Raw genomic sequence first — 14,649 nt, 5'->3', positions numbered from 1 at the left:
CGGAGGCACACGGATGCATTGCAGGAAGAAAACAATAGTGAAGGAAGCCGCAGCCGTTGCCGTTTTCCTCCTCTCATTCTTTTGCTGTGCCGGCTGCAAGCGGGAAAAGCCCCAGCCTCCTCTTCCCCCGAAAGTGTCAGTCAGCCAGCCGCTGCAGCGTAAGGTTACGTACTATCTGGAACTGACGGGAAACACCCAGGCCATCAACACGGTACAACTGGTGGCCAGGGTCCAGGGATATCTGGACAAGGTCTTTTTCCACGATGGTCAAATGGTGAAAAAAGGACAGCTCCTTTTTCTGATCCAGCAGAATACGTACCAGGACGCTCTGCGGCAGGCGGAGGGGCAGGTTTTAACGCAGCAGGCCCAGCTTAAATATGCCCAAAGTCAATTCCTCCGCTACTCGAATCTCTTGACTGCCAACGCTGCCGCGCAATCCGACGTGGATAACTGGCAGTACCAGCGTGATTCCGCCGAGGCCAATCTGAAGACCGCATCAGCGAACGCGGCGACGGCAAAGCTCAACCTGGGCTACACGCGGGTCGTTTCCCCCTTTACCGGCAGGATAGACCGAAGACTTCAGGACCCCGGGAATGTGGTGGGTTCTTCGTCATCCAACACGAATCTCGCCCAGATCAGCCAGGTGGACCCTATCTACGTGTACTTCAACGTGAGCGATAGCGACCTTGCCCGTCTGACGAAAAGCGCCGACTGGAAGCCGGGGAAAGGGGACGTCGGCAAGTGGCCGGTATCTGCCGGCATGACCGGCGAAGAAGGTTATCCACACAGCGGCCGGCTGGACTTTGCGTCGATCAGCGTTACTCCCACAACGGGGACTCTGCTGATGAGAGGCACCTTCCCGAACGCTGCCGGGAAAATCATGCCGGGCTTGTACGCACGGGTGCGCGTGCCCGTTGAAACCAGGATGGCACAGCTCGTGCCGGCCACGGCGGTCGGCAGCGACCAGCAAGGCTCGTATGTACTCGTGGTCAACGCCCAGAATACCGTCGAACGCCGCACGGTTAAAACGGGTCCTCTGGAAGAAGACAGTCTGCGCGTCATTGAAGAAGGTCTGTCAGGAAATGAACGGATCGTCGTCAGCGCCTTGTTGAAAGCCCATCCGGGCAGCCGGGTCACTCCGGAACAGGAGAATCCGGCGCCGAAAGGGGTCCGATGATCTCCAAATATTTCATAGAACGGCCGATTTTTGCCAACGTCATAGCGATAATCACCATACTGATCGGGCTCATCTTTCTCAAACTTCTCCCGGTGGCCCAGTATCCGCAGATTGTCCCGCCCACCGTGCAGATCAGCGTCCGGTATCCGGGAGCAAGCGCCGAAGTAGTGGCAGCCACTATCGCGACCCCCATCGAGCAAGCGGTGAACGGTGTGGAGAAGGCCATCTACATGTCTTCCACCAGCGGCAGCGACGGCTCTTATACCTTGACGGTCACGTTCGATATCGGTACCGACCTGAATGCTTCAATAGCGCTGGTGCAGAACCTGGTCAACAGCTCCCTGGCCCAGCTTCCCGATGCCGCACAGAGACAGGGAATCACGGTCAAGAAGGTATCCCCGAATATCCTGCTCGTGGTTAGCCTGTATTCCGATGACGACCGTTTCGACGAAACGTTTCTCTCCAACTACGGTCTGATAAACCTGCAGAACCCGCTTGCGCGAATACCCGGTGTCGGCCAGGTCAGGATCTTCGGCGCCGGCCCTTACAGTATGCGGGTATGGCTGGACCCCAACAGATTGCAGACTTTCGGGCTCAAGACCTCCGATGTGGTGGCGGCCATCCAGGGCCAGAACGTGGAGGTGGCCACCGGTCAGTTGGGTGTTCCACCGGTGCCTGAGCATCATCCTTATCAGCTCACCATAACTGCCCTTGGCCGGCTGTCCAGTGAAAAAGAATTCGAGAACATCATCATCAAATCCGTTACCGGTACATCGCCACAGATCGTACGCCTGCGCGACATAGCCAAGGTGGAGTTGAGCCGGCAGAATTACAGCAATTTTTCCCGAGTATCGGGCCTCCATTCCGCGCAGATCGTCATGTTCTCTCTGCCGGATGCCAATGCCATTGCGGTGGCCGACAGCATCTATACGGCCATGGCGGACTTGAGCAAAACGTTTCCCGCGGGTTTGAAATACGGCATCCGGTACGACACCACCACCTTTGTCAGAGAAGCCATATCAAAGGTCTATGAGACACTGGTCATCGCCGGCATCCTGGTACTCATCGTGATCGTCGTGTTCCTGCAGAGCTTCAGAGGCATGCTGGTTCCGGCCACTACCGTTCCGGTCACCATTCTTGGCGCCTTCATCGCCATAGCTGCACTCGGTTTCACCATCAACCTCATGACCTTGTTTGCCTTGGTCCTGGTCATCGGCATCGTCGTGGACGACGCCATCATCATCGTCGAGAACAGCTCCTACTACATCGAGCAGGGCATGCCGCCGAAGGAGGCCACGATCAAGGCGATGCAGGAGCTCACCGGGCCGATCATGGGGATTACACTGGCCCTTGTTGCCGTCTTCCTGCCAGCTTCATTCCTTCCGGGGCTGACCGGGCAGATCTTCCGTCAATTCGCTCTGGTGATAGCCGCCACAACCGTCCTCAGTGCCCTGAACGCCCTGACGCTGAAACCGGCCCAGTGCGCCCTATGGTTGAAGCCGCGGGGAGAAAAACCGCCCAACCGGTTTTTCCGAGGGTTTAACAGGGCCTTTCAGAAGGTGTCCGATTCCTATATGGGGATCGTCACCCGGATGGTGAAGGTTCCCGTTCTGTCGGCGATAATTTTTGCGATCATCGTTACCATCTCCACCCTGTTTTTTTTGAGCAGGCCGACCGGATTTCTTCCGACCGAGGACCAGGGGTATGCCATTCTTGTGACCGTGCTGCCTCCCGGCGCATCGCAGCCGCGACTGCAACGAGCAGCCGATCAGGTCAATGCCATCTTGAAAAAGACCCGCGGAATTGCCTCCTGGGTAACCATAGGCGGTTTCTCGGTCCTGGACTTCGCCAACGTCTCCAATGTTTCGTCCACGTTCTTCGTCTACCAGGATTGGGGGGAACGCGGTTCGGCTTTGAGCCAGGATGTCATCATCTCGAATATCAACCGGGAGCTCGCAGGCATCCAGGACGCCCTGGCCTTCGTGGCAATCCCCCCGCCGATCCGTGGACTGGGGCAGACGGGCGGGTTTCAGATGATGCTGGAGGACCGGGCCAGCCTGGGATTGGACCAGCTCAAGCAATCCGCGGACGAAATTGTCCAGGCAGCGAATGCCCAAGCGGGTCTGCGCGGTCTGCAAAGCACCTTCACCGTTGGCAATCCGCAGCTTTATCTGGACATCGACAGGACCAAGACACAGGCTTTCCAGGTGTCCAATGCCGACCTGTTCGCCACTATCCAGTCCTATCTGGGGTCTTCGTTCGTAAACCTGTTCAACAAATACAATCAGGTATTCCAGGTATATGTCCAGGCCAACGACCAGTTCCGCCTCCAGCCGCAGGACATAAAAAACCTGCATGTACGCAATGCAAACGGCGACATGGTCCCTCTGGGCGCCTTGCTCGATGTCAAACCGACGAACGGCTCTGAGCTGATCACACGCTACAACCTCTATCCGGCTGCCTCCATCTATGGCTCCGCAGCGCCCGGCTACAGCTCCGGCCAGGCACTCGCTTTCATGGAGCAGATAGCCGAACGGCAATTGCCCGAAGGGATGGGATTCGACTGGACCTCCTCCAGCTACCAGGAAAAAAAGGTCGGGAAACAGGCTTACTTCGTGTATGCCGTCTCCATCATTCTGGTGTACCTGGTGCTGGCAGCCCTGTACGAGAGCTGGACCTCTCCCGCGGCGGTCGTACTGGTCGTTCCCATTGCCCTTGTCGGTGTCCTGCTTGCCCTCATAGTACGTGGCTATGACAACAACCTCTATACCCAGGTGGGGCTCGTGCTCATGATCGCCCTTTCGAGCAAAAACGCCATCCTGATCGTCGAATTCGCCCGCGACCTGCGCAAAAGCGGCCTGGACATCGCCGAGGCCGCCATCGAGGCGACCCACCGCCGGTTCCGCCCCATCATCATGACCTCGTTTGCCTTCATCCTCGGGGTGGCGCCGCTCGTGGTCGCTTTCGGGGCGGGCTCCGCCAGTCAACGGGCCATCGGCACGGTAGTTTTCGGCGGTATGCTCTCATCGACACTTTTGGCCATTCCGTTCGTGTCGGTATTCTACGTGCTCCTGGAGAGGTTGAGTGAACGCTGTAGTAAAGGCACAGGAGCGGCACAGTCCCCGAAAGAGCCGTAGCCTTTTCATCCAGACCCACCTCTGAACAACTCTGCGCTGATGTTGTCATCGTGAACAGGGAGAGCACCGGTGGCTGCCGTGGCCGCCGGCTCCCTTTCATGGTGTCGCCCATACTTTCCCCAGGCTTGTGACCCGGTTCCCGATATTCCTCCTGAACAGGCCGAAACGTCTGTCTTCCTGTCCCTCCCATTTCACCCCGTTCGAGGCTCGACTGCGGCCGCGAGCCTTCCGTACATTTCGGTACATTTCCATTCCAATCGTACGCCGCGGTACAGGAACCGACGTCCGGTCCGGGAACCATGCCGACAAAAACGGATCAGCATCCTGTGAATGAAGTATTGGCCTGCCGTGTCTAACCTGTTGCAATCGTGCGGAAACTGCTGGGCGCCTCCGTGTCTCTACCACCTGAATTCTTCCTCGTCATCTCTCACGTCATGTTCTGGCACGCTCTCTGCTCAATAGGATTGTAAGCGCTGATGAACCGGTTCCAAAAACCATCATTTACCCATACGCAAAGGAGACCTCATCATGACCAGGAAAATCGCAATCTACGGCAAAGGCGGCATAGGCAAATCCACCACGACCCAGAACACGGCTGCGGCACTGGCCCACTTTCACGACAAGAAGGTTTTCATCCATGGCTGCGACCCCAAGGCCGACTCCACCCGTCTGATCCTGGGCGGCAAGCCGCAGGAGACGTTGATGGACGTGCTGCGGGATCACGGCGCCGAGAAGGTCACCAACGACATGGTGATCAAGGTCGGATTCAAGGATATCCGCTGCGTGGAATCGGGGGGGCCGGAGCCGGGGGTCGGCTGTGCCGGACGGGGTGTCATCACCGCCATCGACCTGATGGAGGAAAACGGCGCCTATACCGACGACCTTGACTTCATCTTCTTCGACGTGCTCGGCGACGTTGTCTGCGGCGGTTTTGCCATGCCGATCCGCGACGGCAAGGCCCAGGAGGTCTATATCGTTGCATCCGGCGAAATGATGGCCATCTACGCCGCCAACAACATCTGCAAGGGCTTGGTGAAGTATGCCAAGCAGAGCGGCGTGCGTCTGGGTGGCATCATCTGCAACAGCCGCAAGGTGGACGGCGAACGGGAGTTTCTGGAAGAGTTCACCGCCGCCATCGGCACCAAGATGATCCACTTCGTGCCGCGCGACAACATCGTGCAAAAGGCCGAGTTCAACAAGAAGACCGTCACCGAGTTCGATCCGACCGAGAACCAGGCGAACGAATATAGCGAACTGGCCCGCAAGATCATCGAGAACCAGGATTTCGTGATTCCCAAGCCGCTGACCATGGATCAACTGGAAAACATGGTCGTCAAGTACGGTTTGGCCGACTGAGCCCCGTCGGAAGCATCTCGCACAAAAAAAACGCAAGGCAATGGAACGCGGACCCACAAAACGGGCCTGAAGAAAAAGCAGGATTTGGGCGGATTAGCGCGAATTTTTAAAAAACAATGCGGTTTGGGTGAAATCCGTGAAAATCCATCGCATCCGCGAAATCCGTGTTCCATTGCAGGTGAAGTTTGCTCACACCATGTAAAGACTCACAAGGAGACTGAGCCATGCCTTATCATGAGTTCGAATGCAGCAAAGTCATTCCGGAACGCAAGGAACATGCCGTCATCAAGGGCAAAGGGGAGGATCTGACCTCCTGCCTGCCCAAGGGCTACCTCAACACCATCCCCGGTTCCATATCCGAACGCGGCTGCGCCTACTGCGGCGCCAAGCATGTCATCGGCACGCCCATGAAGGACGTGATCCACATCAGCCACGGCCCGGTCGGCTGTACCTACGACACCTGGCAGACCAAGCGCTATATCAGCGATAACGACAACTTCCAGCTGAAGTACACCTTTGCCACCGACGTAAAGGAAAAGCACATCGTCTTCGGCGCCGAGAAGCTCCTCAAGCAGAACATCATAGAAGCATTCAAGGCCTTTCCCAAGATCAAGCGCATGACCATCTACCAGACCTGCGCCACGGCCCTGATCGGCGACGACATCGACGCCATTGCCCAGGAGGTGATGGAAGAGCTGCCGGACGTGGACATCTTCGTCTGCAACTCCCCCGGTTTTGCCGGCCCCAGCCAGTCCGGCGGGCACCACAAGATCAACATCGCCTGGATCAACCAGAAAGTCGGCACCCTGGAGCCCGAGATCACCAGCGATTACGTGATCAATTACGTCGGCGAATACAACATCCAGGGCGATCAGGAGGTGATGCTCGACTACTTCAAGCGCATGGGCATCCAGGTGCTGTCCACCTTCACCGGCAACGGTTCCTATGACGATCTGCGCGGCATGCACCGCGCCCACCTCAACGTGCTCGAATGCGCCCGTTCCGCGGAGTACATCTGCGACGAACTGCGCGAACGCTACGGCATCCCCCGGCTCGATATCGACGGTTTCGGCTTCAAGCCTCTGGCCGACTCCCTGCGCAAGATCGGCCTGTTCTTCGGCATCGAGGACCGTGCCGAGAAGATCATCGAGGAAGAGGTTGCCAAGTGGAAGCCGCAGCTCGAGTGGTACAAGGCCCGCCTGCAGGGTAAGAAGGTCTGCCTGTGGCCCGGCGGCTCCAAGCTCTGGCACTGGGCTCACTGCATCCAGGAAGAGATGGGGGTCAAGGTGGTGTCGGTCTACACCAAGTTCGGCCACCAGGGGGATATGGAAAAGGGTGTTTCCCGTTGCGGCGAGGGTGCCCTGGCCATCGATGATCCGAACGAACTGGAAGGGCTGGAAGCACTCGATATGCTGAAGCCGGATGTGATCTTCACCGGCAAGCGGCCGGGGGAAATGGCGAAGAAGGTCGGCGTCCCCTACCTCAACGCCCATGCCTACCACAACGGCCCCTACAAGGGTTTCGAAGGCTGGGTGCGCTTTGCCCGGGACATCTACAACGCCATCTATTCGCCGATCCACCAGCTCGCCCTGAGCGACATCAGCAAGGACGAGATTCCCGCTGCCCAGGGCTTTGTTACCCGCCGCATGCTCTCCGACAAGGATCTGCCGGAGGAGATCACCTCCTCGACGGAGCTTTCGGAATACACCGGCACGTACGACAGCGTCAGCAACCTGCGCACGAAGACCTATCCCGAATTTCCGCGTACCTCGGCCGACACCGCCGACGCTGTCAAAGCCGCGGCCTGATAAAAGGAGTTTGACATGAGTGCCAACCACAAACCGAAAAACATGGCCGAACGGAAGTACCAGCGGGTCTATACCAGCGACCCCTTGGCCGAGGTCGATCAGGATACCAGGGACAAGATCGCCCCCCTGGAAAATTACATCATGAAAAACTGTCTCTGGCAGTTCAATTCCCGGGGCTGGGACCGGCGCAAACAGAACGCCAACATTCTCGCCAAGACAGCCCAACTGCTCTGCGACGAGCCGGTGGAAAACCCGACCGGGCTGGAGAAGTGCTACTGGGTGGATGCGGTCCTGCTGGACCGGGCCTACCGGGAGCGTTTTCCCTGGATCAAGGAGATGGCCAAGGACGACATCAAAGCCCTCATGCGCACGCTGAATGCGCGCCTGGACTGGCTGACCATCGACGGGTCGCTCAACCTTGAGCTGACTGTAGTGAATTACTAAGAAGTTTCCGTCCGGAAAGGGTGCTTTTTCCCCCTGGCGGCGTCAATCATCGGTCTTGCTTGTGCGGCGTACTACTAGTACGCCTCCGCGCAATCCCTCGATTTTCTTGCCAGAAGAAAAAATCCCCGCTTTTCGAAACAGAAACCAAGAAAAGGAACCTGCCATGAACTGCGAAATAAAGGTAAAAGACCGCATCGGCACGATCAATCCCATCTTCACCTGTCAGCCGGCCGGGGCCCAGTTCGCCAGCATCGGCATCAAGGACTGCATCGGCCTGGTCCATGGCGGCCAGGGCTGCGTGATGTTCGTGCGCCTGATCTTCTCGCAGCACTTCAAGGAGAGCTTCGAGATAGCCTCCTCGTCCGTGCATGAGGATGGCGCCGTATTCGGTGCCTGCAACCGGGTCGAGGAAGGGGTCGACGTGCTGCTGGCGCGCTATCCGCACGTCAAGGTGATCCCGATCATCACCACCTGCTCGACCGAGGTAATCGGCGACGATATCGACGGTGTGATCAAAAAGCTCAACGAAGGGCTGCTCAAGGAAAAATATCCGGACCGCGAGGTGCATCTGATCGCCATTCATACCCCCAGCTTCGTGGGCAGCATGATCGGCGGGTACGACGTGGCGGTGCGGGACTTTGTCAAGCACTTTGCCACCAAGGGGGAGCCGAACGGCAAGCTGAACGTGCTGACCGGCTGGGTCAATCCGGGAGATGTCACGGCGCTCAAACATCTGCTGGAAGAAATGGATATCGATGCCACCGTGCTGTTCGAGATCGAAAGTTTCGATTCACCCCTGATGCCGGATGGCAGCGCCATCTCCCACGGCAGCACGACCATGGATGACCTGCGCAGCACCGCCAATGCGGTCGGCACCATCGCCCTTAACCGCTACGAGGGGAGCAGGGCCGCCGAATGGCTTCAGCAGGAATTCGACCTGCCGACCATCATCGGCCCGACGCCGATCGGCATCCGCAACACCGATACCTTCCTGCACAATCTGAAACAACTGACCGGCAAGCCGATCCCCCAGTCACTGGTAAAGGAACGCGGCATGGCCATCGACGCCCTGACCGATCTCACCCACCTGTTCCTGGCCGAGAAAAAGGTGGCCATTTACGGCAACCCGGATCTGGTGATCGGACTGGCCGAGTTCTGTATCGACCTGGAAATGAAGCCGGTCTTGCTGTTGCTCGGCGACGACAACGTGCGCTACAAGGAAGATCCGCGCCTGCTGGCAATGCAGGAAAATGTCGACTGGCACATGGAAGTGGTCACCAACGCCGATTTCTGGGACCTGGAGGACCGCATCAAGAACAAGGGGCTGGAACTGGACCTGATCCTCGGCCACTCCAAGGGACGCTTCGTCGCCATCGACAACGCCATCCCCATGGTGCGGGTCGGGTTCCCCACCTATGACCGTGCCGGCATGTACCGCTATCCGGTGGTGGGGTATGCCGGTGCGACCTGGCTTGGCGAACAGATGGCAAACGCCCTGTTTACCGACATGGAATACAAGAAGAACAAAGAGTGGATTCTGAATGTCTGGTAGCGCGCTGTCCGTGCCCGCCTGATGAGGTGATCCCATGAAGATCGCAAGCTATGTCAATACCCACGGTAGCGTGGCCGGCTTCCATGAAAAGGGGCGGATATGTCTCTATGAAGAGGACCCGGAAGGGGGCTGGCTGAAAACAAAAGAGGTGCCTCTTGATATGAACCCGGATCTGTCGCTGTCGGAGATCAAGGCCGGCATCAGGCATGCCGTGGCCCACCTCGATGATTGCAAGGTGTTTGTGGTCCGCGAGCTCAGGGGACTGCTCCATGCCGTGCTCAAGGAAGAGCACGGCTTCCGCACCTGGAAGTCGGCAGGATCGCTGCTGGAACAACTGGATTCCGTTGCCCGGCATGACCGGGATTTTGTGGCGGCACAGACAGCCCGTGCCGCGGCCGGCTCTACCTGCGGCACGCCGGTACGCCATGCGGGCTGCGGCGGAGGCTGCTCCCCGCACCGCTCCGGCAGCACACCCCACCAAGCGGATGGCGGGAAACCGGAATCCGGCAGACCGTTGCCCATGCCGCAGCCGCTGGGCAACGGATACTATCGGATTGACCTGGCGGAGATTCTCAACAACGATGCCAGCCTCAACTCGAAAGAGGTGCTGGTCCCGTTCATGGCCGGGGTCGCCTTCAAGCAACTGGAAATACTCTGCGATCACCCGCCGCGCTGGTTTGCCCGGGAGTTGTACAAACTGAACCTGGCCGTTGCATCTGAGGTGCCTGACAGCACCGGGAAGGGGTTCAAGGTGCTGGTTGTTCCGAACAAGGACGAAGCGGTCCAGCCGGATTAACCTGTAAAAGTATTTGCCGTAGAGATCACAGAGGAAATTCAATCTGTTGTCGTAGTAATTTCCCTGTGTTCTCTGTGTCTGACTGCCGTTTTTGATTAACAAAAGAGGTACATCAGATGAGTGACCACCTTATTTTCTCCTATGCTGCCAACATGAATCCACGCTTGATCGCTTCGCGCTGCTCTAAACCGGAGCCGGTGACGGTTGCCCGCTTGCCCGACCACAGCCTTGCCTTTTTCGGCTACTCCAAACGCTGGGATGGTGGGGCGGCAACTCTGATCGACCACCCCGGCGAGGATCTCTGGGGGGTGGTGTACAAACTCTCGTTCTGGGACACCGAACGCCTTGATTCCTGGCTGGATGTGCGTTTGGACGGCACCGGCGATTATTTTCTGCTTCCGACCGAAGTTATTGGAGTTGACGGCACGACCTATCCTGTGCTGCTGTACAGAAAATTTTATCACGGCGGACCGCAGCAGCCGCCCAGTGAAGACTATCTTGAGACCATCCTGGCCGGCGCCGTTGCCCACGGCCTGCCGGTCCCCTATATTGAAACCGTGCGGCGGATCAGAACCAAACAGGCAACCTTTCCCGTGCCGCGCATCTTCGAACGCGAGCAGTCCTCCACCTTCGGCACGATGTCCTGCGACTGTGGCGCGTTAAATCTGAATTCGGCGCTGAGACATGGAGACACAGAGAACTGTTTCCACGTTGACTAAACAGGCTGTTGAAATTCTCAGGTTGTTCAAAAATGGGTAGATCGTCGCACCCGCAGGAAACCCCGCGGAGGCGTAAGCACCCAAAGGTGTAAACAGCGCTACGCCGCACAAGGTGGCTGATGAGGACGGCGGCGAGATGCCCGTTTTTCAACAACCTTCTAAAGGAGGAATTACCATGCAGGAACCTGCACACCACCATCCCCACGGTCCGCTGCGGCGCAAGGACCGGGAGATCACCGACCGCACCGAAATCGATGCCATCATCCGCTCGGAAAAACTGATGCATATCGCCCTGGTGGATGGCGAGCTGCCATTTCTGGTGCCGGTCTTTTATGCCTTCGACGGCACGGCGCTCTATTTTCACTCGGCCCAGGCGGGAAGGAAGATAGAGATCATCATGCGCAACAACAACGTCTGCTTCGAGATCAGCGTGGATCACGGCTTCATCGAAAGCGACGAGGCCTGCGATTTCGAGGCGCGGCACCGCACCGTGATCGGCATGGGCAAGGCGGTGTTCGTGGAGGATGCGGCGGAAAAGATCAAGGCCCTGGACCTGATTGTGGCGCATTTTTCCGAACAGAAATTCGAATACCCTCAGACCAACCTTGACCGCACCGCGGTGATCCGCATCGATATCGTTTCATTGCAGGGCAAGAAGCACGGCGTGTGATGAAGCAGGGGCATGGGAGCGGCAAACAGTGAAATCGACGGCACATCTGGATGAGGCTCTTGCGCGAAATGCCCGGGCCTATGTGACGCTGCTGGCCTTTGCCCGGCAGGCCGAAATCGACGGGCATAAGCCGGCAGCCTGCCTCTTTCGGGCCGCGGCACAGTCCCGGAAAGTTCGTGCCGATATCTGCCTGGAAGCGCTGGCTGTAGTGCGGTCGCCGGCGGAAAACCTGGCAGCGGTCATTGCCGGGGAAGTCCACGAAGCCGATGAGCTGTATCCCGTTCTGATCGAAACCGCACGGAAGGAACAGCAGGCGGACATACGGCATGCCTTTCTGCGCGCCAGGTCGGCGATGATGAAGAACATCGGCCTGTACGAGACCGCGCGTGCGGAATGGGAGGAGGGCGCGTCGGCGGAGTTTTGCCTCTGCATGGTATGTGGCTATCTGTATCAGGGACATGAGCCGGAGGATTGTCCCGTCTGCGGAGAAGGGCCGGAGGCTGCGGAGCGCATCTGAAAACCTTGCGGATTTGATGCGCGTCAAAGATACCTTTCCGGTATAGGGTATGGTGCACATACATCAGACCCAATTCAACCGGAGGATGTCAGCATGGATTACTTCAAGGGGAGAGTAGCAAAACTGCTGGTGGATCACTTCGGAGATGATGTCCGGAGGATCAATCACGCCCTGGAGGTGCTGCGGCACTGCGAGAATATTGCGGAAGACGCGGACGGCTGGGATTACGAAGTGCTCGTGGCCTCGGCCCTGCTGCACGATATCGGCATCAAACGTTCCGAAGAATTGCACGGCTACAACAACGGTAAAACCCAGGAGGAATACGGCCCTCCCATTGCGCGGGAGCTGCTGTCAGGCATCGACTTTCCCCCTGATAAGACGGCCAGGGTATGCGAGATCATCGGCAACCACCATTCACCCTCGCGCTACGATTACGTTGAGTTGCGTATCCTCAAGGAGGCGGACCGGATCGTCAACAGGCGGGAGGGGGACTGAGTCGGGAGATACGTGCGCTCAGCCCGGGGGGGCGATGACGGATGGCCAAGCTTTCCTTTGGCTGCCGGCTACAGCTTGAAACGGTAGCCGGTGCCCCAAATGGTTTCGATGTATTCCGGATTCGCCGGATCGGTCTCGATCTTTTTGCGGATCTTATGGGTATGCACGGCAATGGTGGCAGTGTCGCCGAAATATTCGTTCCCCCAGATGGCATCCAGCAGGCGTTCCTTGGTAAAAACGATGTTCGGGTGGGAGGCGAGAAAGACCAGGATCTCGTACTCCTTCGTAGTCAGCTGAACCTCTTTGCCGTTGACGAAGACCTGGTGCGAAGCGGTGTTGATCTCCAGCCCCTTGTGCAGGATCATCCCCTGGTTATCGCCGTTCCCCGTGAGCCGCTCGTAGCGCTTCACATGGGACTTGATCCGGGCCACGAATTCGGTCGGGCTGAACGGCTTGGTCATATAATCGTCGGCGCCGATATCCAACCCCCTGATCTTGTCGATATCCTCGCTTTTCGCCGAAACAACAATGATCGGGATCTCAAGGGATTTACGCACCTCGGCAATGATCTCGTAACCGTTTCTCCCGGGCAGCATCAAATCAACGACGACAATGTCGAACTGGCCCGAGAGGGCCCGCTTGAGGCCGGCCGCTCCATCCTGGGCGATTTCGGTACGATAGCCGTTCAGTTGCAGATAGTCCCGCTCCAGCTCGGCGATATTGAGATCATCCTCGATGATCAGGACGTTTTTCATCCTCATTCCCCCACCCGGAGTACTCCGGCAGCATGATGGTAAAGCAGGTCCCTTCTCCCTCCCGGCTCCACACAGCGACCTTCCCCCCATGGGCCTGGACCAACTCCTTGGTGATGGCCAGCCCGAGCCCGGTGCTTTCGAAGTTTTTGGTCCGCTCCGTGTCGATCCGGTAAAACCGGGCAAAGATATGCGGCAACTTGTCCTGGGGGATGCCCGGCCCGTTGTCCCGGATATCCAGGGCGATCATGGCGTCCTTCCGGTACAGCGTCACCCGGAGCGATAACCCCTGGTCCGGTCCGTGCCCGACCGCGTTTCTGACGATGTTGTTGATGGCCTGGTACATCCGTTTGCAGTCCATGCAGACCTGCGGGTTGTCCGTCAGGGTATCGGAGATCAGGAGCGGTATGTTCAGCCCCTCCAGTTCCAGTTGATACTCCTCCATCAGGTCGGCGATGTAGCTGCGGATCGGGACCGTGACGAAATTGAACTCCAGTTTCTGCATGTCGAGCTTGGAGAACAGAAACAGGTCGTCGATGAGGTGATTCAGATACGACACGTTATGGTAGATGGTTCTCAGGTATTTGTCCCGCTTTTCGGGCGGCAGTTCCTCCCCTTCCAGTACCGCTTCGATATACCCCTGAATCGCCGCGATGGGGGTCTTCAGGTCGTGGGAGATGTTGGTGATCAGGCTTTTTCTGTTTTCCTCGTACTCGCTCTTCAACTGCTCGGCCTTCTGAAGCTTATGGGCCATCTCGTTGAATGAGACGATCAGCAGCCCCAGGTCGTTGGGCACCTGGCATGCCACCCGCACGTCGTACTTGCCGTCGGCGATCTGGTCCACTCCCCGCCTCAGCTCCTGGATGGGGGTGATGATCCGCTTTTCCAGTCGTCTCAGAAACACGAACATGAACAGTTCCTTGAAGACGATCAGAACGGCGAAGAATACCCCGATGGCCTTGATGCCGGCCCAGCGGAACAGCAGGTAGAGGATGACGATATTGAAAAGGAGCACAAACGGCCGGGCATAGCGGAAGTAGCGATGATAGGCGATGAACTCCCGCCGGTGCTGGTGGAAATGGTCGTGCAAACTCCGGAGAGAAGCGCATTGCCCCTCTTCGCAGGGTATGGGTCGGTTGCGTCGGAACAATCTCATTACGTACTCCTGGCATTGAAATAGGGCAGGAGCGTGGGATTTCCCGCGCCCCTGTCCTGTGATGCCGGTT

The 14,649-nt window shown here is 57.9% G+C and carries 13 protein-coding genes; 11 read left to right on the top strand and 2 right to left on the bottom strand.

Annotation, left to right across the window (positions count from 1 at the left end):
- Window positions 1-13 precede the first annotated feature (13 nt).
- The 11 genes from GSVR_RS16810 (at window position 14) to GSVR_RS16760 (ending at window position 12,671) form a co-directional block, all read left to right on the top strand.
- Entirely contained in the window at window positions 14-1,177 is a 1,164-nt protein-coding gene (locus tag GSVR_RS16810) for an efflux RND transporter periplasmic adaptor subunit (protein ID WP_173198707.1), read from the top strand.
- Entirely contained in the window at window positions 1,174-4,314 is a 3,141-nt protein-coding gene (locus GSVR_RS16805; protein ID WP_173198705.1) for an efflux RND transporter permease subunit, read from the top strand. Before GSVR_RS16810 ends, GSVR_RS16805 begins: the two co-directional genes overlap by 4 nt.
- A 528-nt stretch (window positions 4,315-4,842) precedes the next feature.
- Window positions 4,843-5,670 carry a nitrogenase iron protein gene (nifH, locus tag GSVR_RS16800; RefSeq protein ID WP_173198703.1) on the top strand — a complete coding sequence of 276 codons (828 nt, stop codon included), beginning with the start codon at window positions 4,843-4,845 and terminating at the stop codon, window positions 5,668-5,670.
- A gap of 224 nt (window positions 5,671-5,894) precedes the next feature.
- The gene (gene anfD, locus GSVR_RS16795; RefSeq protein ID WP_173198701.1) at window positions 5,895-7,478 is read left to right on the top strand and encodes a nitrogenase iron-iron protein, alpha chain; all 1,584 of its coding nucleotides are present in this window, start codon (window positions 5,895-5,897) and stop codon (window positions 7,476-7,478) included.
- Window positions 7,479-7,493: 15 nt separating this feature from the next.
- The gene (anfG, locus tag GSVR_RS16790) at window positions 7,494-7,922 is read left to right on the top strand and encodes a Fe-only nitrogenase subunit delta (protein WP_203978707.1); all 429 of its coding nucleotides are present in this window, start codon (window positions 7,494-7,496) and stop codon (window positions 7,920-7,922) included.
- A 163-nt stretch (window positions 7,923-8,085) separates the two neighbouring features.
- Complete coding sequence (anfK, locus tag GSVR_RS16785; RefSeq protein WP_173198699.1) at window positions 8,086-9,474, top strand: Fe-only nitrogenase subunit beta; 1,389 nt, start codon at window positions 8,086-8,088, stop codon at window positions 9,472-9,474.
- A 34-nt stretch (window positions 9,475-9,508) separates the two neighbouring features.
- A complete protein-coding gene (gene anfO, locus GSVR_RS16780) occupies window positions 9,509-10,270 on the top strand; it encodes a Fe-only nitrogenase accessory protein AnfO (protein ID WP_173198697.1) in 762 nt (253 codons plus the stop codon).
- Between the two features lie 116 nt (window positions 10,271-10,386).
- Entirely contained in the window at window positions 10,387-10,989 is a 603-nt protein-coding gene (locus GSVR_RS16775; RefSeq protein ID WP_173198695.1) for a gamma-glutamylcyclotransferase family protein, read from the top strand.
- A 175-nt stretch (window positions 10,990-11,164) separates the two neighbouring features.
- Complete coding sequence (locus tag GSVR_RS16770; protein ID WP_173198693.1) at window positions 11,165-11,659, top strand: pyridoxamine 5'-phosphate oxidase family protein; 495 nt, start codon at window positions 11,165-11,167, stop codon at window positions 11,657-11,659.
- A 28-nt stretch (window positions 11,660-11,687) separates the two neighbouring features.
- Window positions 11,688-12,176 carry a rubrerythrin family protein gene (locus tag GSVR_RS16765; RefSeq protein WP_173198691.1) on the top strand — a complete coding sequence of 163 codons (489 nt, stop codon included), beginning with the start codon at window positions 11,688-11,690 and terminating at the stop codon, window positions 12,174-12,176.
- A gap of 93 nt (window positions 12,177-12,269) precedes the next feature.
- Window positions 12,270-12,671 (top strand): HD domain-containing protein, encoded by a 402-nt coding sequence (locus GSVR_RS16760; protein ID WP_173198689.1) that lies wholly within the window; start codon window positions 12,270-12,272, stop codon window positions 12,669-12,671.
- A 68-nt stretch (window positions 12,672-12,739) separates the two neighbouring features.
- On the opposite strand, the gene GSVR_RS16755 is transcribed toward GSVR_RS16760, so the two are convergent.
- Window positions 12,740-13,426 carry a response regulator transcription factor gene (locus GSVR_RS16755; RefSeq protein ID WP_173198687.1) on the bottom strand — a complete coding sequence of 229 codons (687 nt, stop codon included), beginning with the start codon at window positions 13,424-13,426 and terminating at the stop codon, window positions 12,740-12,742.
- Window positions 13,398-14,579, bottom strand: a complete 1,182-nt coding sequence (locus GSVR_RS16750; RefSeq protein ID WP_173198685.1) for a cell wall metabolism sensor histidine kinase WalK — start codon at window positions 14,577-14,579, stop codon at window positions 13,398-13,400. Before GSVR_RS16750 ends, GSVR_RS16755 begins: the two co-directional genes overlap by 29 nt.
- Window positions 14,580-14,649 lie beyond the last annotated feature (70 nt).

The sequence above is a fragment of the Geobacter sp. SVR genome, from assembly GCF_016865365.1.
GTDB lineage: Bacteria > Desulfobacterota > Desulfuromonadia > Geobacterales > Pseudopelobacteraceae > Pelotalea.
This window is presented reverse-complemented; position numbering and strand designations above follow the sequence as displayed.

What these genes read in the sequence shown, in the direction of transcription:
- GSVR_RS16775 (WP_173198695.1), top strand. Translation starts at nt 10,387, where the DNA reads ATGAGTGACCACCTTATTTTCTCCTATGCTGCCAACATGAATCCACGC.
- GSVR_RS16760 (WP_173198689.1), top strand. Translation starts at nt 12,270, where the DNA reads ATGGATTACTTCAAGGGGAGAGTAGCAAAACTGCTGGTGGATCACTTC.
- nifH (WP_173198703.1), top strand. Translation starts at nt 4,843, where the DNA reads ATGACCAGGAAAATCGCAATCTACGGCAAAGGCGGCATAGGCAAATCC.
- anfD (WP_173198701.1), top strand. Translation starts at nt 5,895, where the DNA reads ATGCCTTATCATGAGTTCGAATGCAGCAAAGTCATTCCGGAACGCAAG.
- GSVR_RS16750 (WP_173198685.1), bottom strand. Translation starts at nt 14,579, where the DNA reads ATGAGATTGTTCCGACGCAACCGACCCATACCCTGCGAAGAGGGGCAA.
- anfO (WP_173198697.1), top strand. Translation starts at nt 9,509, where the DNA reads ATGAAGATCGCAAGCTATGTCAATACCCACGGTAGCGTGGCCGGCTTC.
- anfK (WP_173198699.1), top strand. Translation starts at nt 8,086, where the DNA reads ATGAACTGCGAAATAAAGGTAAAAGACCGCATCGGCACGATCAATCCC.
- GSVR_RS16810 (WP_173198707.1), top strand. Translation starts at nt 14, where the DNA reads ATGCATTGCAGGAAGAAAACAATAGTGAAGGAAGCCGCAGCCGTTGCC.
- GSVR_RS16770 (WP_173198693.1), top strand. Translation starts at nt 11,165, where the DNA reads ATGCAGGAACCTGCACACCACCATCCCCACGGTCCGCTGCGGCGCAAG.
- GSVR_RS16755 (WP_173198687.1), bottom strand. Translation starts at nt 13,426, where the DNA reads ATGAAAAACGTCCTGATCATCGAGGATGATCTCAATATCGCCGAGCTG.
- GSVR_RS16805 (WP_173198705.1), top strand. Translation starts at nt 1,174, where the DNA reads ATGATCTCCAAATATTTCATAGAACGGCCGATTTTTGCCAACGTCATA.
- anfG (WP_203978707.1), top strand. Translation starts at nt 7,494, where the DNA reads ATGAGTGCCAACCACAAACCGAAAAACATGGCCGAACGGAAGTACCAG.